The 18,057-nt window shown below is 58.8% G+C and carries 25 protein-coding genes and 2 pseudogenes; 13 read left to right on the forward strand and 14 right to left on the reverse strand.

What is annotated here, in order from left to right; all coding sequences use genetic code 11:
- Window positions 1–32: 32 nt before the first annotated feature.
- The 3 genes from Har1129_RS04880 to Har1129_RS04890 are packed head-to-tail and all read left to right on the forward strand — an operon-like array spanning window position 33 to window position 1,081.
- Window positions 33–278, forward strand: a complete 246-nt coding sequence (locus Har1129_RS04880) for a sulfurtransferase TusA family protein (RefSeq protein ID WP_151099659.1) — start codon at window positions 33–35, stop codon at window positions 276–278.
- Between the two features lie 2 nt (window positions 279–280).
- Window positions 281–853 (forward strand): DsrE/DsrF/DrsH-like family protein, encoded by a 573-nt coding sequence (locus Har1129_RS04885; RefSeq protein WP_151099660.1) that lies wholly within the window; start codon window positions 281–283, stop codon window positions 851–853.
- Window positions 854–859: 6 nt separating this feature from the next.
- Window positions 860–1,081: a HalOD1 output domain-containing protein gene (locus tag Har1129_RS04890; RefSeq protein ID WP_151099661.1), complete on the forward strand. Its 222-nt coding sequence runs from the start codon at window positions 860–862 to the stop codon at window positions 1,079–1,081.
- Between the two features lie 125 nt (window positions 1,082–1,206).
- On the opposite strand, the gene Har1129_RS04895 is transcribed toward Har1129_RS04890, so the two are convergent.
- From Har1129_RS04895 to Har1129_RS04935, 10 genes are all read right to left on the reverse strand, one after another.
- A complete protein-coding gene (locus tag Har1129_RS04895) occupies window positions 1,207–2,325 on the reverse strand; it encodes an aminotransferase class V-fold PLP-dependent enzyme (RefSeq protein ID WP_151099662.1) in 1,119 nt (372 codons plus the stop codon).
- Between the two features lie 15 nt (window positions 2,326–2,340).
- Entirely contained in the window at window positions 2,341–2,679 is a 339-nt protein-coding gene (locus Har1129_RS04900) for a co-chaperone YbbN (protein WP_225307744.1), read from the reverse strand.
- Window positions 2,680–2,796: 117 nt separating this feature from the next.
- Window positions 2,797–3,423, reverse strand: a complete 627-nt coding sequence (locus Har1129_RS04905; protein ID WP_151099663.1) for a DUF1641 domain-containing protein — start codon at window positions 3,421–3,423, stop codon at window positions 2,797–2,799.
- A 2-nt stretch (window positions 3,424–3,425) separates the two neighbouring features.
- Entirely contained in the window at window positions 3,426–4,571 is a 1,146-nt protein-coding gene (locus tag Har1129_RS04910) for an NAD(P)/FAD-dependent oxidoreductase (RefSeq protein ID WP_151099664.1), read from the reverse strand.
- Window positions 4,568–4,804, reverse strand: coding sequence for a sulfurtransferase TusA family protein (locus Har1129_RS04915; protein ID WP_151099665.1), 237 nt, complete (start codon window positions 4,802–4,804; stop codon window positions 4,568–4,570). Before Har1129_RS04915 ends, Har1129_RS04910 begins: the two co-directional genes overlap by 4 nt.
- Before the next feature lie 127 nt (window positions 4,805–4,931).
- Window positions 4,932–5,525, reverse strand: coding sequence for a class I SAM-dependent methyltransferase (locus tag Har1129_RS04920; RefSeq protein WP_151099666.1), 594 nt, complete (start codon window positions 5,523–5,525; stop codon window positions 4,932–4,934).
- Between the two features lie 2 nt (window positions 5,526–5,527).
- Window positions 5,528–5,752 carry a DUF2892 domain-containing protein gene (locus Har1129_RS04925; RefSeq protein ID WP_151099667.1) on the reverse strand — a complete coding sequence of 75 codons (225 nt, stop codon included), beginning with the start codon at window positions 5,750–5,752 and terminating at the stop codon, window positions 5,528–5,530.
- Between the two features lie 87 nt (window positions 5,753–5,839).
- Complete coding sequence (locus Har1129_RS04930) at window positions 5,840–7,090, reverse strand: M20 family metallopeptidase (RefSeq protein WP_151099668.1); 1,251 nt, start codon at window positions 7,088–7,090, stop codon at window positions 5,840–5,842.
- Complete coding sequence (locus tag Har1129_RS20440; RefSeq protein ID WP_191906233.1) at window positions 7,087–7,233, reverse strand: hypothetical protein; 147 nt, start codon at window positions 7,231–7,233, stop codon at window positions 7,087–7,089. Before Har1129_RS20440 ends, Har1129_RS04930 begins: the two co-directional genes overlap by 4 nt.
- 118 nt (window positions 7,234–7,351) lie before the next feature.
- On the reverse strand, window positions 7,352–8,113 hold the full coding sequence (locus tag Har1129_RS04935; protein WP_151099669.1) for a bacterio-opsin activator domain-containing protein: 762 nt from the start codon (window positions 8,111–8,113) through the stop codon (window positions 7,352–7,354).
- A gap of 107 nt (window positions 8,114–8,220) precedes the next feature.
- Here Har1129_RS04935 and Har1129_RS04940 point away from each other — a divergent pair, with 107 nt between their 5' ends.
- Complete coding sequence (locus tag Har1129_RS04940; RefSeq protein WP_151099670.1) at window positions 8,221–8,490, forward strand: hypothetical protein; 270 nt, start codon at window positions 8,221–8,223, stop codon at window positions 8,488–8,490.
- A 156-nt stretch (window positions 8,491–8,646) separates the two neighbouring features.
- On the opposite strand, the gene Har1129_RS04945 is transcribed toward Har1129_RS04940, so the two are convergent.
- On the reverse strand, window positions 8,647–8,922 hold the full coding sequence (locus Har1129_RS04945; RefSeq protein WP_151099671.1) for a hypothetical protein: 276 nt from the start codon (window positions 8,920–8,922) through the stop codon (window positions 8,647–8,649).
- Window positions 8,923–9,860: 938 nt separating this feature from the next.
- On the opposite strand from Har1129_RS04945, the gene Har1129_RS04950 reads away from it, so the two are divergent.
- Together Har1129_RS04950 and Har1129_RS04955 are read left to right on the forward strand one after the other, a co-directional pair.
- A complete protein-coding gene (locus tag Har1129_RS04950; protein ID WP_191906232.1) occupies window positions 9,861–10,931 on the forward strand; it encodes a hypothetical protein in 1,071 nt (356 codons plus the stop codon).
- Between the two features lie 231 nt (window positions 10,932–11,162).
- Complete coding sequence (locus Har1129_RS04955; protein ID WP_151099673.1) at window positions 11,163–11,438, forward strand: hypothetical protein; 276 nt, start codon at window positions 11,163–11,165, stop codon at window positions 11,436–11,438.
- A 605-nt stretch (window positions 11,439–12,043) separates the two neighbouring features.
- Here Har1129_RS04955 and Har1129_RS04960 read toward each other — a convergent pair.
- Window positions 12,044–12,235 (reverse strand): annotated as a pseudogene (locus Har1129_RS04960) (IS5/IS1182 family transposase); the annotation flags it as partial.
- Window positions 12,236–12,476: 241 nt separating this feature from the next.
- A complete protein-coding gene (locus tag Har1129_RS20445) occupies window positions 12,477–12,653 on the reverse strand; it encodes a hypothetical protein (protein ID WP_191906231.1) in 177 nt (58 codons plus the stop codon).
- A gap of 117 nt (window positions 12,654–12,770) precedes the next feature.
- Here Har1129_RS20445 and Har1129_RS20450 point away from each other — a divergent pair, with 117 nt between their 5' ends.
- Window positions 12,771–12,920, forward strand: a complete 150-nt coding sequence (locus Har1129_RS20450) for a hypothetical protein (protein ID WP_191906230.1) — start codon at window positions 12,771–12,773, stop codon at window positions 12,918–12,920.
- A 333-nt stretch (window positions 12,921–13,253) separates the two neighbouring features.
- Here the strand turns inward: Har1129_RS20450 and Har1129_RS20870 are convergent, their stop codons facing one another.
- Complete coding sequence (locus Har1129_RS20870) at window positions 13,254–13,421, reverse strand: hypothetical protein (RefSeq protein ID WP_225307745.1); 168 nt, start codon at window positions 13,419–13,421, stop codon at window positions 13,254–13,256.
- Window positions 13,422–13,835: 414 nt separating this feature from the next.
- On the opposite strand from Har1129_RS20870, the gene Har1129_RS04970 reads away from it, so the two are divergent.
- From Har1129_RS04970 to Har1129_RS20455, 6 genes and pseudogenes are all read left to right on the forward strand, one after another.
- On the forward strand, window positions 13,836–14,450 hold the full coding sequence (locus Har1129_RS04970) for a DUF4255 domain-containing protein (protein WP_191906229.1): 615 nt from the start codon (window positions 13,836–13,838) through the stop codon (window positions 14,448–14,450).
- Window positions 14,443–15,144 carry a hypothetical protein gene (locus Har1129_RS04975; RefSeq protein WP_151099675.1) on the forward strand — a complete coding sequence of 234 codons (702 nt, stop codon included), beginning with the start codon at window positions 14,443–14,445 and terminating at the stop codon, window positions 15,142–15,144. The genes Har1129_RS04970 and Har1129_RS04975 overlap by 8 nt, the downstream gene beginning before the upstream one ends.
- 311 nt (window positions 15,145–15,455) lie before the next feature.
- Window positions 15,456–17,048 (forward strand): phage tail sheath family protein, encoded by a 1,593-nt coding sequence (locus Har1129_RS04980; protein WP_151099676.1) that lies wholly within the window; start codon window positions 15,456–15,458, stop codon window positions 17,046–17,048.
- A gap of 6 nt (window positions 17,049–17,054) precedes the next feature.
- Window positions 17,055–17,495, forward strand: coding sequence for a phage tail protein (locus tag Har1129_RS04985; protein ID WP_151099677.1), 441 nt, complete (start codon window positions 17,055–17,057; stop codon window positions 17,493–17,495).
- Window positions 17,492–17,896 (forward strand): hypothetical protein, encoded by a 405-nt coding sequence (locus tag Har1129_RS04990; RefSeq protein WP_151099678.1) that lies wholly within the window; start codon window positions 17,492–17,494, stop codon window positions 17,894–17,896. The genes Har1129_RS04985 and Har1129_RS04990 overlap by 4 nt, the downstream gene beginning before the upstream one ends.
- Window positions 17,896–18,048, forward strand: a pseudogene (locus tag Har1129_RS20455) (DUF6760 family protein); the annotation flags it as partial. The gene Har1129_RS04990 and the pseudogene Har1129_RS20455, both read left to right, overlap by 1 nt.
- Window positions 18,049–18,057 lie beyond the last annotated feature (9 nt).

Raw genomic sequence — 18,057 nt, forward strand, 5'->3', positions numbered from 1 at the left:
AATAGCTCCAATACAGGCGGAGCAGATAACCAATGAGTGCTGAATACGACATCGCTGAGACGCTCGACGTGAAAGGTGCATCGTGTCCGATGCCTGTGGTGAAGACGAAAGGCGCCATCGACGACCTCGCCGGCGGCGAGGTCCTCGAGGTGCTGGCCACAGATTCGGGCAGTATGAGCGACATCGACGGCTGGGCCGACGGTACCGAGGGCGTCGAGCTCGTCGACCAAGAGGAAGGCGACGACGTGTACAAACACTACGTGCGCAAGACGGAGTAACGATGAGCACGGACACACCCGACGCGTCGGCCGACGACGCGCCCTCGCGTGCGGAGCTGGCTGCCCGCGTCGACGAACTGGAGGACGCGCTCGCAGAAGCCACCAGTGACGACGACGGCAAGAAGATGAGCATCATCGCGACGAAGGGGACGCTGGACATGGCGTACCCCCCACTCATCCTCGCCAGCACCGCCGCCGCCTTCGGCTACGAGGTAACCGTCTTCCACACGTTCTGGGGGCTCGAAATTCTCCACGAGGAGCGCTCGAAGAACCTCAAGCTCAGCTCCGTCGGCAACCCCAACATGCCCGTGCCGAACGCCGTCGCGGCGCTCCCGGGTATGGACCGCGTGACGACGAAGATGATGGAAAAGAAGATCGCGGATAACGACACCGCCACCATCGAGGAGCTCATCGAGACGAGCCTCGACATGGGTGTGGAGTTCCAAGCCTGTCAGATGACCATCGACCTGATGGACTACGACGAGGATGACTTCTACGACGGTGTCACCACGGGTGTCGGCGCTGCCACCGCCCTCCAAGACATGGCCGACGCCGACATCCAGCTCCTCGTCTAACCTCCGATGAACAAACTCGAGAATCCGATTTCCCAGATTGTCGAGGCCGTCACGGAGTCGGAGGACGTCGAGCCAGTCACACTCGAGCCGCCGCTAGCCGAGGTCGTTGATCCGGATGCAGTAGAAACGTTAGTCGAGGATTCGACGGCGTCTGACCTCGAAATTCGATTCGAGTATCATGGTCATGACATCCTCGTCGACGGCAGTGGTCGTGTACAGGTCGACTGAAGCAGACAGAACTTTTCTTCTGTAGCGGTATCCCTCCGACAGCCACTCCAGCAGCTGCGTTTGATTTCAACGAGCAGGTCCGGAGAGACTGTCGTAGCAGGAGTCAGCAGAAAACAGTGATTGCGTCAGTTCCACTCCGATTCGAGGGCGTCCAGCAGCCGCTCGATCTCAGCGCGAGTGTTGACCGCGTGGACCGACGCGCGGACGGCATTCGGCGTCGGCAAGGCCCGAACGACGATTCCCTCCGACGCGAGTCGGTCAACCGTCTCTTCGGGGTCATCCACATCGATGGTCACGAGTCCCGACTCGGGGTCCGCTGGGCTGAGAAGCCGGTTGTCAGGAAGTCCATCGGCCAGATGGCCGGCCAATTCCTGAATCCGGGTAGCGATACGGTCGACTCCAACTTCGTCTATCGCCTCGATTGCTTCCGCCAAGGCGACGTGTGGGGCCGGGTTGGCCGAGCCGACCTCGAATCGTCGGGCGCCAGCTGCAAACTCGTAGGGATCAGCAGTCGGCGTCTCGACACTTCGGTAACCAACTGTCGTGGGTAGCAGGGAGTCAGCAGCTGTCCGGTCGACATAGAGGAAGCCGCCGCCCCACAGTCCCAGCAGCCACTTGTGCCCGGCCGCCGCGACGGCGTCCGCCCCCCACTCGCTGACATTGAGTGGAAGCTGTCCCGGCACTTGCACGGCGTCGACGAGTGCGAACGCGCCAGCTTCATGAGCGATGTCTACGAGATCGGCAACGGGTAACTGGGTGCCGTGCGTCCAAGTCACGGCACTGAAACAGGCTAGGCGCGCGTCGGCGACGGCCTCGGAAAAGGCGTCGACGTCGACGCGGCCGTTCTCCGTCTCGACGACGCGGACATCGACGCCCTCCTGTTCTAGGCGTTGCCATGGGAGCGTTCCAGCTGGGTGCTCGAGATCGGTTCGCACGACGGTATCGCCGGGCCCCCAGTCGATGGCAGTCGCGACAGCGTTGATGCCCGCAGTCGTGCTCTCCGTGAGCGCGATCTCGTCGGCGTCCGCACTGACGAAGGTGGCGACGCGCTCCCGCACGCGGTCATAGGTGTCGAACGCCACCTCGTACGGGTCGTTTCGCGTGCTCGTTTCGTACTCGTGTGACTGCACGAACTCGTCAGCAGCCTCGACGACGTACCGTGGGCTCGGCCCGTGGGCACCGAAATTCAGATAGACGTCCTCGTGCAAGGCGGGCGTGTCGGCGCGAAGTTCTCTCGGGTTCATCTCGGTGCTGGTGAGTTAGTCCCGATACTGGGCGATCAGTTCGCGAAGCGTCTGTTCGTTCTGGCCGCCTCGGAGCTGTTTCACCGGTTGCCCGTCGACAAACAGGACGAACGTGGGCGTGCTCTGGGCACCGAACACGATGGCAGTTTCGAGATTTGATTCGATGTCGATCGTCAGGATCGTCGCGTCAGTGTCTTCCGCGAGTGTTTCGAGAACCGGCTTCATTCGTGTGCAGGTGCCACACCACTCCGTGTAGAACTCCACGAGTGCGACGCTGCTGTCTTCGACGACCGTTTCGAGGTCGTCGTCTCCGAGCGAAACCACGCGGTCCATCTCCGCTGTCTGTGTTGCCATTACGATACTATACGTGCCGGATGTTTAACAGTCTTGGGCTAACCACACAATACAATTTGGATCGGTAACTCCCCCAGCTACATCAACTGGGAGAACGGCCCAGTCCACAGAGACCGATCAGTGTGACTTCGTGGTAGATTGCGCACGGCCAAGCGCGCCTGCAAGCACCAGCAGGTAGCCCAGCCCATACTGGACATCCGGATCACGTAATCCGCGAAGCAGTCCAACGGCCCCAACCTGCTCGGGGGAGCTCTGCTCCGCTTCTCCGACGCTCTCTAGCAGCGTGTGGATGCCATCACGAATATCGTCGTCCGCGGCCGTCTGCGCGACTTCGCCGACCGCTGCACCGGTACCAGCCAGTGATGTGACCATCTCGTCGTCGAGCGCCGCGGTCGCCAGCGAGCCTACCTCCGCGAGTTCGGCCAATTCGTCGAGCGTCCCGCTTTGCTGGAGCACGACGAGCGTGTCGAGCGCTTCGCGCAGTTCGTCGCCGTTCGCCCCGACTGTCTCGGCCAGTGCCACGGTCTCGTCCGTCGCGAGGCCGTCGGCGGACTCGGCGAGGGTCGATCCCGTGGCCGAGAGCTCGCGGACCATCTCGTCGTCGAGCGCGCTCTCGCCCAGCGAGATCACGTCCAGTAGCTCGTTGACGGCGTCGAGGCGCTCCACGAACTCGGCGACAGCTTCGGGGTTCTGTTCGATTGCCGACTCCAACTCGGACGGGTCAGGGTTCTGCGGTTCAGACATGATCAGAGCAGTCCTCGTGCAGTCAGCCAGTAGGACTCGTTGTACGCCAGCTTCGACCAGTGAAGTTTCTGGGAGGGTGGCGCCGGCGACGGCGGATTCTCATAGTCGAACTCGACGAACGATGCCGCATCCATCCCCGTCTCAATGAAGCACAGCGTCTTCCCGTCATAGGTCGCCGTCGCCGGGCGGCCGCGAATCTCACTGGCGAGGCGCTGGCCGACGACGCCGGCCTGGTAGTGCGCGACGCTGCCCGCGTTCGGGACACCGGTGTCGGCGGTGTCGCCGAGCGCGTAGACGTTCTCAGCAGCCTCGGCTTCCAACGTGTGCTTGTCGACGTCGACCCAGCCGTCGTCTCCAAGCCCCGCCTCCTCGATCAGGTCGACGCCGCTGTGGGGCGGAATCGTCACGAGGAGGTCGTAATCGAGTTCGGTCCCCTCCATCGACGTGATGGTCTCCGCCTCCGCGTCGATCGACTCGGCGTTGAAGAACGTCTCCACTTGGATGTCCCGTTCCTCCATGATTGGGCGAGCCCACTCGGCGATATGGGGGTTGCCGTGGACGCGCTGGATCGGGTACGTGTAGGTGATGTCGACGTCGTCTCGCAGGCCACGCTCGCGGAGCCAGTCGTCGGCCATGAAGACGAACTCCAGTGGCGCCGCCGGACACATGTGGGGGGTCCCGATGACACTCAACACGAGTTCGCCCTCGGTGAACGACAGCAGTTCGTCGCGCAGATCGGTCGCGCCCGACTCGCTGTAGTAGTTGTGACCGCCCTCTGTGAGACCGGGGATCTGGTCGGACTCCAGCGTCGATCCGGTCGCTAGCACGAGGTAATCGTATTCGATGACGTCGTTGCCCTCCATGCTCTCCAGTTGCTGGGACTCGGTGTTGATCTCGGAGACGCGGTCGATCCGGAGATCGACAGCGTCGTCGACGAGGTCCTCGAGCGGGCGGCGGCCATCGTCTAGTTCACGCTGGCCGAACGGCACGTACAGCCAGACCGGTTTGTAGACGTGGTCGTGGTCGTCGTTGACCAGCGTGATGCGGACATCGCCGGCGTCGAGTTCGGGTTCGAGTCGGTCCGCGAGGTCGTTCGCGAGGACGGTGCCACCGGTCCCGCCGCCGACGATGACGACGTGCTCAGTCATGCTTTTTCCACGTAGAACGCGTTGTGGTCGTCGAGCTCTTCGACCGCGATTAGTTCGTTACCGGCCTCCTCGGCCCACTCGGGAACGTCGGTAAGCGACTGGTCGTTGTCGCTCAGAAGTCGGATCACGTCTCCCGACTCTGCGCTCCGAATTTTTCCGATGAGGTCCATCAGCGGACCAGGACAGGTTGCGCCTTTGGCGTCGACAGTATCGTCAGGCTCGATGTCAGTCATAGAGTGCTCACAGGCGATAGTTGGAACTGGAATGTATTAGTATTGTATGGTAGTTCCAAGATTCTGAAAATCCGATGGCTCGAATCAGCCAGTAGGGAGGAATCACGGAATCCCAGATCGAGGGCGTTCACCGCTCGAAGACGAGCGCGTAGTGGTACGGCGGCAGATCGACCCGCTGGTCAAGCTCAAACGCTGCGGCCGGCAGCACGGCATCTTCGGTTTCTTCCGGCGTCATCCGACGTTCCGTCGGAGGTCCCCGAGGTTCAGTTCCGATAGTCGTCGTCTCACGCGGGCGCTCGTGCCAGTTGACGACGACCAAGCTCCCGCCAGGTTCAATCGCTCGGAACGCCTGCTCGACCAATCCTGACTGGTCGTCGACGCCGTGGAACGTGTTTGCCACTACGAGCGTGCTGACCGGTTCCGGAAGAACTTCAGCCAGATTCCGGGCGTCACCGTGACTCGGAACGACGTTCTCGATCCCCTGCCGTTCGGCGAGATTATCGAGTTCATCGAGCAGTGACGCATCCAAGTCGATCGCGTAAACTGGCTCGGGTGCGACAATCCGAGCAGCTGGGAGCGCAAAGTAGCCACTCCCACAGCCAACCTCGGCGACTGACTCGCCTGACTCGACGCCGAGTTTCCGGAGCGTCGCACCGGGTGTCGGCCAGAGTTTGCTCCACCAGTCCCAGTCGGGCTGACCGGTGTTCTGGAACCGATCCATCCCTAGCGGGACCCCGACGTGTCCACTCCTAGCAGGCGATACAGGAGACAGACCCGGATGAGTCCAGTCCCGGCGAGAACGGACCCAAGCAGCGTCAGCACTGTGCCGACAGCTGTCCCGAGTCCAAGCAACCCCCCAAGTGAGGCCAATCCGACAGCCACCAGACCTACCCCAACGACGATTCGGGTTCGTCTGTCAGCTGCACCAATATTGCTCTTCATACCCACAAATATACTATACTACCACCTAAGTCTTTCCCGACGACTGCTCGTCATCGAGACAGTGAACCCGGTCCATCACCGAACCCGTAGCTGCTACCGGTCGATCTGGGACTGCCACCGGGCTGGTAGCTGAGCGTAAACGACGGCGTTGTCGACAAGCACGTCGACCGGGACGTACTCGTCGTGGGCGTGGACGGTATCGGTCCCCAGCGCGAACTCGACGGTCGAGATGCCTGCATTCCGGAGTTTCTTGGCGTCACCACCACCCGTAGCGCTCCGTCTGAAGACGTGATTACCCGTGATCTCCTCCGCGGTCGACGCAACGGCTTCGACGAGTGGGCTGGCAGGATCTTCGGCCGTACCGACGCTCCAAGAGACGTCGGCGATTGTGATACCTTTACAGTCGGCAACGCACTCGCGAATCTCAGCGAGCACATCGGGCGTGTGGACACCTGCGGTCAGTCGCACGTCAACTTCGGCGTACGCAGACTGCGGGACGGTGTTTATCGCGTCCCCACCCTCAAGGACGCCGAGATTGATCGAAGGGTACCAGAACAGATCTCGAACGGTGGCCTCGCCCATCGAGGAGGCGTAGTATTCGACTGATTCCTCGACAATCGGTGCCACGTCATCGTCGATTTCGAGTCTCTGGGTGCCAAACCGTTCACGCATCGTCTCGATGGCGTCGTAGAGTCGGTCGATGGCATTGACGCCGAGTACCGGCCGTGAGCCGTGGGCCCCTTCGCCGCTGGCTTCGAGAGTCAACCAGATGCTGCCCCGGTCTGCGACTGTGACAGAGTGGCGACCCTCCTCGCAGGTCGGCTCGCCGATCACGCACGCGTCAGCGTCGAGCCGTCCAGTATCCAGCAACGCGGGCAACCCGGCGTCACCACCCACTTCCTCGTCGCTCACGAACGCGAACTGGAGGTCGACAGGTGGCTCTGTGTCGGTGGCTGTGACGGCCCGAATTGCGAACAGCATCGACGCCACGGCACCTTTCATGTCGGTCGCGCCGCGGCCGTAGACGCGTTCGTCGACGCGCTCGCCAAGTGGAGCGTATGACCAAGCTTCAGCGTCGAAAGGCACCGTATCGAGGTGGCCACTATATAGCAACGTGTGGTCAGACCCACTCGGAACTCGAACGAGCAGATTCGGCTTTGCTGGATCAGCTGCAAAACGCTCCACTTCGACCGGAAGCGGGCCGAGGAATTGTTCGATCTCGGCGACGATCTCGCACGTCTCGCCTGGCGGGTTCGACGTGTCAATTGCAAGAAGATTCAGGGCAAGCGTGACCAGTTCCTCGCGGTGGGCTCGAACATACTCGGAGGGAGTCACGTCGCTCATTCGCACTCTACCCCGCCGAACACCTTCGCCGCCCGTGGAATCGCGAAGGAAACCACGTCCATCTCATGGCCTTCGCGCTTGGCCTTGATCGCAGTGGGCAGCTCCGTGGTGTCACCGTCGACGACCACGAGCGTATCGCTCATACCTATCGTTTTGGCTGGCTCGAACTAAAGTATTTCGCAGATCATACAATACTGTGGGGAGAGCCGGGGCCGACACCACACGAACCGAGATGAGATCACCACGCGGGCTCCCCGAGCGTCACGCACCGGCCGGATCGGCGACAGCGTCGTCCGTCCGGTCGAACAGCCCTGCGAACAGCTTCCGTTCCGCCGCGCGGAGGTGCTGGGTGAACGTCGACTGGTTGATCCCCATCGTCGCGGCGACCTCCTCGCCGCTGGCGTCGCGCGGCCACTCGAAGAACCCCGCGAAGTAGGCCGTCTGGGCGGCCTCGAGCTGTCGGTCGGTCAGCGACTCCCCGAAGGCCGTCCGGAGCTTCGTCTCGGCGGCCGCGTCGGGCTCTCGCTCGTGCTGGGCGACCAAATCCAAATCCGGGTACGTCGACTGAACGGCCTCGACGATCGACCGAACGTCGTTGGACAGAGCGATATCGACGACGAGGCGGCCCGAACCCTCGGTAACCGTCTGGGACTGGACGGCTGCGCCGTACCGAGCCAGCGTCGTCACGACGGCGTCGTCGAGGGTCAGCCTGACTGCGCACCGCTCGTCGCCGGCGCACAGGACTTCGGACCGTTCGATTCCCGGAGCGTCACGGGCGTGAGCCGCGACGGCGTCCGGTTCGCAGTCCAGCATGGTGACGTAGGCGGCGCAGTCTCCATCTCCGCCGTCCCCGACTCGGTCGAGTTCGACCGTACACTCCAGCGCCGCCGACAGCGAAACCAGCGGATCGTCCGTCCCGTCGAGCCGGAACTCGAGGCGCGTCACCTCGTCGGATGCGAGCGTCCGTCGGTTCTCGGCCGCGTTGATGGCGTCCCCGACAGCCAGTCCGAGTTCGGCGAACACCTCCCGGTCGATGGCCTCGAATGCACCCTCAGTCGCAGCCTCGACGAACAGCGCACCGTAGTCGGCGTCTTGGTACGATAACGGGACGACGCACCCGCGGCCGCTCCATGGTCGTTGACGGGCGCCCAGCTGTCATCGACGAACGCCGGTCGCCGTTCTTCGAGGACCGTTTCCGTGACATCTCGGTAGGTCGACGAGCCGTCGAGATGAGTCTCAGTCCCCTCGGGATTGGTGCCGGCGGTGGCCCGGACGGCAACGCCCCCGTCGACGAGCCGAGGAGTGCCGACCCAAGCGGCGTCGAACAGATGCGAGCCCGTGAACCGGTCACAGAGTACCCGCTCTATTTCGCTCCGGCTCGACGCCGCCACCGTTGTTAGAACGGCTAATCGAGGACGCACAAAAAATCCATCAGCAACGACCGATTCTCCAAGAGACGCTCGCTACCGCTACGCAACCGAGGAGTGAGGCCTAACTAAAGACGAATGGGCGGGTGTTTTTCTCACCTGTTGGGAGGGAGACGTACATCCCTGCTTCTATGGGTCGTTCACCGTCAGGTGTTCGTAAGGTTCCATGCCCAGATAAGATGAACATGGCCTCTTCGTTCCATAGTGGCAGTGATAGGGATGTGGTCGCTTCCCACTTGGAACCTCGTAAAGCGTACAGCCCAGTTTCTCTCCATCTGCCGCCTGCCCGAGTCCCTCCCACCGGTGAACGAGTTGCCCGCCATTATCCCGTTCAACCCACTCAATGCCGTCTTGATGGACAATTCCGATGGTATTCTTGTTTTCATCCTCGTGTGTGGAACTCATATCGTTCTCCAGTACTGCTCTCGACTCCCCCCAAGGCCAACCTTGCTCACCACAAGCTATACTTCCAGCAGTCACTAGTCGGTGCGATGAGCTACCGTACCCGCTAATCTCCAAAAAGCGGATCCGGTACGACGTCGACAGCCAACTGCGTCCCAAACGCGTCGATATTGAGAGATTGCCTCGCGGCATTCACCCAACAGCTCGGCGTGTCTGCCCTCAAAGGATGAGTTCGTCGTCGACAGGGGTATCGTGGTCCGCAATACGATCATCGAGGCCGCCCAGATTTGTTTCGGCCTCCGGATGCCAAACCTCTCCTCAGCGACGTTGGCCAGCTCGCAGGACCGATTCCTGAGGACAATAATCGGGACACTCGATTTCTTCTGATGTGTTTTCGATCTCGGTTTCGAGTATAGTAATCGCTCATCGGTGTTTCGTACAGTTCCACATGGTTGGTTCCCGGCCCGACGGCGTATCGAAGTAATGTCTGAAGAAGTTAGCCGAAGTTCCGCAAGATTCACATCTAGCAAACCCCGCTGTGACAAATACAAACCGATGTTCTAACCATAAGGATCCAATTTTACCCTTTAGTCCTCAATATTACATGCAAAATCATATCCTGTCCCTATATCTGTATAATATATAGTTAAAACTTCGATATACTTTGCTATTCCTTCTTTGATGGTGACGATCTCATCATTCATATCATCTTTTACTGTACCAACTTCCGGATTCTGATCTTGATCTGATTGAGATAATTAGAGTACACTTCGATCACAAGCAGGCCATCACTTGGGCGAGCAGGGTATTCTTATTACACTGAAGAGAGAAGAAAAGTACGGAATGAGGAAACCGTGATGATGGCAGTCTCGAGTGGGTATGTAGTTCATTTTGTGTTGATGAGGAGAAATTTATTGTATACCTACGTAGTGTGTTAACATATGTCGTCACACACCCCAGGAGATGGTGAAACCGAGAGTCAGGAGAGACAAAGATCGGATCAGGGGGTCGGAAAATCGAGTGTGCCAGATAACAAGAAATGGCAGTCGAACGCATGGTATGAGATTCCTGCCGGTCAAGCAATCACTATTTTGGGCATTTTTCTTACGCTCTTCGCTGTTACTGCCACAATTAAGAGCCTGAACTTGCTCGCGGAGGATGTCGGAATCCCGTTTGACGTGTATTTGTACGGGTTCTTTGGGGCAATGGCCAGGTCGCTCCTTGTTTTCGTGACGAATGTAAACCCGGACACAGATAGTGAGGCAGTCGTTAAGCGGTCGTGGATGCAAATCGTACGCTTGGGACTCCGTCTGTTTGGCGCGCTCTGTTTAGGTGCGGGAATCTATCTCGCTAACAACGCGCTGGATAATGCACTCGTATTTACTCTCGATCCACCAGAAGCGTTCTTTTCTGGTCTCGCTTTCCTTGCAGGATTCTACGTAGAGCGTGCCTACCGTATCCTCGGGACGGTCGCCAAGCGATTGCTTAGCTTAACCGACCAAGGCAACGGCAAAGCAGACACATCGACCGGTAATCAAGCATCTCTATCGCTCAATCTACTTCCGGTTTCACAGCGACCTGATGAACCTCGTTGGTACAGTGACACGCGGAGCCTCGGGCTGTTCGTACTGGGGCTGGTACTACTCAGTCTCGGCATTATCGCATCACTTGGTGGAAATATTCTCCCACTTGTGCCGTCTGTCACAGTGCCAGTCCCATCATACGTCTACCTGTATGCATTGTTGGGGTCTCTCGGATATCTTTTCACGACACTATTCAAAGAGTTCGACAGAAATACACTCTCATTAGTCCAGAAAGGAATCCGTATCCCAGCGGCTCTGTTGCTGGCGGCGGGATTCTACATGTTCTCATTCTTATTCATAACCGGTGAAAGTACTGCTACTGGGCTTATTTCCGGTCTGGCGTTTCTGGTGGGACTTTATGTAAACGTGGCGCTCGTCACCTTGGATACGATTGCCTCGCGGGTGTTGTCCAGTTTTAGCAACGACTGAGGTACTGCGAATAAGGTTTCGTGGTCAACCTAACGATATGCTGGTTTCACTCGACACGATGCAAACACAGATAAGGAACTATGCTCGGAGTCACTACCCAAATCAGTGCGGTGTTCAGGCTTTTCAGCACGCTATCAGTACCGATGCACAAACTGAAATTCTATCATGTAGCGGTGTTTCCATCACCAAGATTATAAAATCGAATAATATTGAGTGGCCACATTTTACCATATGGCGCAAAAAGAATTCCATGAGATTGTGCACAAAATAGAAAATGTGAATGATGTGTCAGGCCTTCACCTGCATATATTACAGGTCAATGACGCATTAGGAGAGTTTTCTTTCGAAGATATGGCGAAACATGAAGAAGACCATCTCAAAGATTGGCTTGAAGCGTTCCATGATACAGTGGCAACTGTCGCGGACGATGCGGGGGCGACATCGTACAACTTGACGATCTCCGGTGGAACATCGCCAATAGCGTTTTCTATGACGTTCTCAGAATAAACTGATTTCAATTAAGGTCCGGTCATGGATCTCTCCATATTTACCAAATTGCCGTCGAAACCGATTGGCTCGAGCTTGTGGGTACCAAGACTCCTCGTCATACCGCCTATGGCCCAGAGGTACTGTCCGTCAGTCAACCAAGACGCTGTGAATCACTGTACCATTGATCTTAAGCCAGTTTCTACAAACTGCTCAACCGACAAAATAATGCACATCTCCGTTGGCGAGTAATTCGCATTTGAAAGTAATAGAATTAATGGTAAGTCATAACATACCATTCAATAACAATCGTACGTATATTATATTAGTTCTTTATGGTGTTAGCTAAAATATATAATAAAAAACCATGGTTAATAAAGTGAGTATAGATAATATGTATCAACAACGTTCAACGATACTCAACAAGTACAGAAATGTTGACTGCCCCCCGTTCACAGTAGAGGTGTCTGTCCACACCGCCGATCCCCATTAGAACCTCAACCACTACAGAAGCATTCGATACTAAGATCGCATTGTACGCTCCTAGCCGGAATCTCTTCAGTGACGCGACAAGCTAACAGCGAGTAAGCAAACTGCTATATTGAAAATGCGGTACGAGAGTCGGTTCATAGCGTTTTGGTGAGTTTCTTGATGTTGTTGAGCGCGAAGAGAAGAACGAATTCACGGAACTATCGATACCAGAACCGCGAACGCAGGACTCCGCCCTGCGTTCGCTTGAGCGTCGAGTAGGACATTTCTTCCATCCATCGCTGTGTGTAGCCCTTCGCCCGGATGAGCGCGTTATTTGCGGTTGCCATCAGCTACAAGCCGCTTGAACTCGGCCTCAATTTCGCCTGACGACCAGATCCCCTCTGCTTTCGCGTGCGTCGACAAGTATTGGAACATCCGTTCCCAGTTGCCATGGACCTCGAGTTCGATTTCCGGCGGCCAGACCATCATTTTCGCGTCCCGCCGAACGCAGACGGGGCTATAGATGCCGTGGAAGCCTTCCCAGAGGATCGCCGCAGGATATCACCGAGCAGATCACTGAACGCGTTTTCACCAGCCGGATCGATCGACGCCATGGAGGTACGCGAGGTAATCGACCGACGCGACATCACCTACCTCATTCCACGACCGGTCTACGGCGCTGATCTCGACAATATCGAGAACATCGAGGCTCACCCGCTCGCCGACGTTGCCGTCGAGCGAGCGGTGACCCTCTCCGTGCATCATCGCCTGGCGCCCGATCCCGTCCTTGGTCCCGTTTGTGGGCGCAGTGAGAGGTCTCTTCGCAACGTTGCTGGTCTATATGGGCCCGCGGTAGTCGGGATCTTTTGAGCCGTCAGCTTCGTGGCTTTCACCGGCGGTACGGGTTTCGAGGCCGTCATCGGTATAGTCGGCGTGATTGTGTTCGCATTCCTCTTCACCTTCTGGATCACGCTCTTGGTTGGCATCCTCGCCGGGGCGCTCTACGAACGCTCCCGCTCAGCTGCAGAGTGACGTCTGTAAAGATTCCCGAGGTATCGACCAATGTACGGTCTCAGACGAGGATGTCAACGTTCGGTGTTTCTACCCAACAGCAGCGGCGAGATGGAACGCGGCGAGGAGTGAGAATCCAGCTACGACCGGCAAATCGCTCGGTCGTGATCCCATATGCCGCTGTGTCGCCGCGCGGAGGACCTACCAGCCAGCGATCCACATGAGCAGGTATGGCGCGAACCACGCTCCGAGCCAGCTCGATGCGAGCAAACCGAGCACCCCGATCGAAACGAGTGTGTAACTGACGGCGTAATTCATAATCTGGGCAATCCCGCGGATTTCAGACCGCTTCGTCTAGTACGTGACGACAAGCAGATCGAGCTGACGCAAGGCGCCTCCGTCGGTCGGTATCGCCCCGTCGAAGTCCAGTAGCCACGGCATCGCGAAGTGAATAAGGCCCAGAACTACAGTAAACGTTCCACAGGTGAGAAACCCGGCTGCGAGAAAGCGCTCGGGGAGCATCGGTGGACACACAATTTACCGGGAGAATACTGGAAATGGGGATTCCGTCGGCCTGCCATCGTGGGTAGAGCGTGTGTATCGGGCGATTGGTAGCCCCCTCACCAAAGGTGCGATTGACTATTCGTCTCCTGAATGCCTGTCGTAAAAGTCCGACATCGAGAGCTCTAGTTGATGAACCGCCTACGAGGAACCTGTGGCGCCTCTGCATTGCGACGACTAGTTTCAGCTCACATTGCCCGCGTTTGAACTGGGAGAAGGGGTCGTGAATACGGTTGTGGTCCCGGCGGAAGTTTTTTAATGTGCCAGTTAGTGACAATAATCAGCCATGAAAACCGTTCGCCCAGACGGGACCCGTCGAATCGGCGCACGGGAGGCCGCTCCAATGTGTGCATCCATCCCGCGGAGGTGGTAACTGTGGGAAACTACCGTGCGATAGCGGACGTCGGGCAGACACTCGTCGATCTGCTGGAAGCGCGGATGAGTCGAATCAGTCGTGGTGACGTTGCACTCGCCTCACCTGATGCGCAGGGCGAACGGGGCAATGACTGGCGGTTGACGCTGTATCTCTACGATGTCGCAGAGAGCGACGAACTCCGGAACGCCGACCGGCGGCAACCGGAACCGAACGCCGATACAGTTTCCGAGTCGCCGCTCGTGTTGGATCTCCAGTATCTGCTGACTGCACATCCGTCGAACGGCGCCAGCGCCGGCACGACGGATACGGTCGAGCAACACGAGGTGTTGGGGCAGGCCATGCAGGTCCTCCGGGACAACGCCATCCTGCGTGGTTCCGAGCTTACTGGCTCTCTCGCCGGCGAGGACCAACTCCAGATCTCTATCAAACAGGAGTCGATCGACGCGGTGATGAACGTCTGGAGTACGTTTCCGGACCAGCCCTACCAGCCCTCGGTCGCCTACCTCGTCACGCCGGTGACCATAGAGTCGACCCGAGAGACGCCAGTCCGGCCCGTCGTCGAGCGGGAGATCAGTGAACACGACACCTCTACTGAGGTGGAAGACGGTGAGTGACCCCTTTGAGGTTGCAGAGTTTGGCCGCCAGACGTCGAGGCTCTCGCTTGCGGTCCGTCTAGTTGACCGCTTTACTGCCCGAACCCCCCAGAATCCTCCTCGGGTACGTCTCGAAGGTCGTGACGACACTCCGGTCGAGACTCCAAGCGGGTACTACGTCTTTCTAGATCTCGAGGCCGGAACAGAGACACTCCTAGTCGAGGGCGCAACGGACTACGTCGACAGCCGAGTGACCGGTGTCGAGGTGATCGATCTCGGGGACCCGGACACGACGGTCGAGCCCACGGAACTTGACACGCTCCCCCTAGAGACGGTGTACCTAGCTCCGTCGCCGGCCTACCGGTTCCCGAATGGCACGACGCTCGTCCGTGGGACCGTCTCCGGCCCCGGTGGTGACCCACTCCCGACCGCGCGCCTGAGAGTACAAGACGGAGACACCGTCACCCGCACCGAAGGTGGCCCCGTGACACGGACGGATCAAAATGGGGAGTACGTCCTATTTTTCGACCCAGTGACCGCCGCCGACGTCGTCGACAGCAGTGGGCGTTCCGTCATCGAACTGGACGGCGACCCACCGTCAGTCGTCGTCGACCACACGGTCCATGGGGAGAAGACGATCTCACTCGAAGACGACGACGGTGATTCCATCGTCGAAGAAGGCGCAGTGACCGTCCGGGATATCGGCTACCCCTGAAGGGGGTGGGTGTGGTTCCGCAGGCTCGGTCGGTAGTCCGGGAAGTCCATCCCACCGCCATGGGGGTCTCAGCACCAGATTACACATAAGGAGTGTGGGCTAGCTGCCAGGGCTGTAACGGGGGCCACTCGCGTAGCCGAGCAACGAGCAGTTCACAGGGGCTGCTAGCAGGACCTTTATCAGTCGCATAGAGGTTGAGCGGGTACAGCTCTGACGGTGCGATTCGATACATCGGGGGGTACACTTATTGCATATCACTGTCATAAAATAACTAGTTATGCAACTATTGCCAAGGGCAATGGGTGTCGCCCATGCCTGAGTACCAGACACCGGGCGTGTACGTCGAGGAAGTCGAGCGCGGCGCGAAGTCGATCGAAGGTGTTGGAACGAGCACCGCTGGGTTCCTTGGGCGGACCGAGCGAGGTCCCACGGATCCCCAGTTTGTCACGAGCTACGCGGAGTTCAAGCGGGTGTTCGGCGAACCGTTCGACAACAGCAACCTGGCCTACGCCGTCGATGGGTTCTTCAATAACGGCGGGTCAAACGCGTACGTCGGTCGAATCGTCCCGGAGAAGTGGACCAGCGACACCTCCGCCACAGCCAGTGTGACACTCGACGACGGCAATTCGACGGACACACACGATATAGACGCGGTCGGTCCCGGACCGTGGGGAGCAGATGTCGCGGTCAACGTCGACGACGCGAGCCTCGGTGATGACGCGTTCAAACTCCGAATCGGTTACTGGGAGGACCTCCCGGAGACGACCGACCGAGCGTATTCGAACGAGGCCGAGACCGACGCAGACAAGGGTTTGGTTCAGTTCTACGGCGAACCGGTCGTCGAGGAGGTGTACGACAACCTCTCGACGAACGAGCGGTCGAGCAACTTCGTGGAAAACCGCCTCGGCGGCTCGAACCTCGTGGACGCGACGCAGGAATCCGCTACCCGGCCGGCCAACACCACCACGATTCTGTCCGCCAGTCGTGACTTCGCTATCGACGAAAATGCGAACGCCACTGACGACGAGAATCAGGTCGACCGGGCTGACTTCCAGGGCATAACAACCGCCGGCGAGCGGACGGGACTGCAGGCATTCCAAGAAATCGACGAAATAGCCATGGTCTGCGTGCCCGACGAGAACAGATACGACGGGCTCCGGGGAGACATCATCACTCACTGCCAGACCGAGATGGGAGATCGGGTCGCGATCCTCCAGCCGGGTTCGGGAACCCAGCCGGTAAAGGCCAAGGAGGCAGCGGGCAAGGTCGACACGTCGTACGCGGCCTTTTACTACCCGTGGGTGACGATCCTCGACCCGGCGACGGGGATCGAGAAAGCGGTTCCACCCTGTGGGCACGTTGCGGGTATCTACGCCCGAAGCGACAATCAGCACGGCGTCCACAAGGCGCCGGCCAACGAGGTCGTCCGGGGGATACAATCTCTCGAACTCAACCTCACCAAGGCCGACCAGTCCCAGCTCAATCCCCAGGGCGTCAACTGTATCCGTAGTTTGCGGGGCCGTGGTATCCGCGTCTGGGGCGCCCGAACCCTCTCCAGCAACCCATCCTGGAAGTACCTGAACGTCAGACGGCTCATGCTGTACATAGAGGAGTCAATCGACGAGGGCACCCAGTGGGTCGTCTTCGAGTCGAACGACGAACGAACCTGGGCCAGAGTCAGACAGACGGTCCGGAACTTCCTGACCTCGGTCTGGGACGACGGTGCGCTGATGGGGTCGACGCCCGAGGAGGCGTTCTACGTGAAATGCGATCGGTCGACGATGACCCAGGACGACATCGACAACGGGCGACTCATCTGCGAGATCGGTGTCGCGCCGGTCAAACCAGCCGAGTTCGTCATTTTCAGAATCAGCCAGTGGACCGGCGGCGTGGAGGGAGAGTGATTTTCGATGCCAGATAGATACGGGCCATACAGGAACGTCAGGTACATTCTCGAAATCGATGGTATCGCGATTGCCGGGTTCAGCAGCTGTTCGATACCGGAAAACTCGACGGAGCCGATCGAGTACCGGGAGGGTACCGACCCGCCGACGGTCAGGAAGCTTTGGAGTCTCAACTCCTACGGCAACCTGACCCTCGAGAAGGGAACGACTCAGGACTCGCTCGCGCTGTTCGAGTGGAGAAAGTCTGTCGAGCAGGGACAGGTCGACTCGGCGCGACGGAATATCGCCGTCATCCTCTTGGACGAAGAGGGCGGAACCGGCCCACGATGGGAGTTCAAGAATGCCTGGATCATCAATTATGACGGCCCGGACCTCGACTCGACCGGGAACGAAGTCGCGATTGAATCGCTCGAAATCGCCCACGAGGAGATGGAACGCGTGGCATGACGGACTCAGTTCTGCAGACCGAGTACGAGTTCACGCTCCCGCAGGGGTACACTGACGAGAACGGGGAGGTTCATACAGAGGGCGCGATGCGGCTGGCCACGGCCGCTGACGAGATCAAACCCCAGAACGACCCCCGTGTCAAGTCCAATCCGTCGTATCTGACGGTAATCCTCCTCTCGCGTGTCGTGACGGAACTCGGGACGCTCGACGACGTCACGACGCAGGTGATCGAGAACCTCTACGTGAACGACATGGCATACTTGCAGGACCTCTATGAGCGGATCAACGAACGTAGCGCCAACACCGTCGACGCCGTCTGTCCGGAGTGTAGCGAAGCGTTCGAGGTTGACGTCGAGCGCGAGTCGCCGGTGCAGGTGGAGGCGGGAAATCAGGGGGTCTGATGACGGGCTATCCACCCGACCAGCTTTACGAAGAGATGGCCTTCATCGCCTACCACTTCAACTGGGACCACGACGAGATTCTGGCGATGCCTCACTGGGAGCGCCGACGGTGGTGTGAGGAGATCAGCAATATCAACGAGCGAATCAACGAGGGACAGCGC

Source organism: Haloarcula sp. CBA1129 (genome assembly GCF_008729015.1).
In the GTDB taxonomy this organism is placed as follows: Archaea; Halobacteriota; Halobacteria; order Halobacteriales; family Haloarculaceae; genus Haloarcula.

Coding starts and splice junctions, on each gene's coding strand:
- Har1129_RS04955 (WP_151099673.1), top strand. CDS start 11,163: ATGGCGCAAAAAGAATTCCATGAGATTGTGCACAAAATAGAAAATGTG.
- Har1129_RS04980 (WP_151099676.1), top strand. CDS start 15,456: ATGCCTGAGTACCAGACACCGGGCGTGTACGTCGAGGAAGTCGAGCGC.
- Har1129_RS04920 (WP_151099666.1), bottom strand. CDS start 5,525: ATGGATCGGTTCCAGAACACCGGTCAGCCCGACTGGGACTGGTGGAGC.
- Har1129_RS20445 (WP_191906231.1), bottom strand. CDS start 12,653: ATGATGCACGGAGAGGGTCACCGCTCGCTCGACGGCAACGTCGGCGAG.
- Har1129_RS04910 (WP_151099664.1), bottom strand. CDS start 4,571: ATGACTGAGCACGTCGTCATCGTCGGCGGCGGGACCGGTGGCACCGTC.
- Har1129_RS04945 (WP_151099671.1), bottom strand. CDS start 8,922: ATGAGTTCCACACACGAGGATGAAAACAAGAATACCATCGGAATTGTC.
- Har1129_RS04885 (WP_151099660.1), top strand. CDS start 281: ATGAGCACGGACACACCCGACGCGTCGGCCGACGACGCGCCCTCGCGT.
- Har1129_RS04990 (WP_151099678.1), top strand. CDS start 17,492: ATGACGGACTCAGTTCTGCAGACCGAGTACGAGTTCACGCTCCCGCAG.
- Har1129_RS04900 (WP_225307744.1), bottom strand. CDS start 2,679: ATGGCAACACAGACAGCGGAGATGGACCGCGTGGTTTCGCTCGGAGAC.
- Har1129_RS04985 (WP_151099677.1), top strand. CDS start 17,055: ATGCCAGATAGATACGGGCCATACAGGAACGTCAGGTACATTCTCGAA.
- Har1129_RS04940 (WP_151099670.1), top strand. CDS start 8,221: ATGGTCGTTGACGGGCGCCCAGCTGTCATCGACGAACGCCGGTCGCCG.
- Har1129_RS04930 (WP_151099668.1), bottom strand. CDS start 7,090: ATGAGCGACGTGACTCCCTCCGAGTATGTTCGAGCCCACCGCGAGGAA.
- Har1129_RS20870 (WP_225307745.1), bottom strand. CDS start 13,421: ATGCTCCCCGAGCGCTTTCTCGCAGCCGGGTTTCTCACCTGTGGAACG.
- Har1129_RS04905 (WP_151099663.1), bottom strand. CDS start 3,423: ATGTCTGAACCGCAGAACCCTGACCCGTCCGAGTTGGAGTCGGCAATC.
- Har1129_RS04880 (WP_151099659.1), top strand. CDS start 33: ATGAGTGCTGAATACGACATCGCTGAGACGCTCGACGTGAAAGGTGCA.
- Har1129_RS20440 (WP_191906233.1), bottom strand. CDS start 7,233: ATGAGCGATACGCTCGTGGTCGTCGACGGTGACACCACGGAGCTGCCC.
- Har1129_RS04895 (WP_151099662.1), bottom strand. CDS start 2,325: ATGAACCCGAGAGAACTTCGCGCCGACACGCCCGCCTTGCACGAGGAC.
- Har1129_RS04890 (WP_151099661.1), top strand. CDS start 860: ATGAACAAACTCGAGAATCCGATTTCCCAGATTGTCGAGGCCGTCACG.
- Har1129_RS04915 (WP_151099665.1), bottom strand. CDS start 4,804: ATGACTGACATCGAGCCTGACGATACTGTCGACGCCAAAGGCGCAACC.
- Har1129_RS04950 (WP_191906232.1), top strand. CDS start 9,861: ATGTCGTCACACACCCCAGGAGATGGTGAAACCGAGAGTCAGGAGAGA.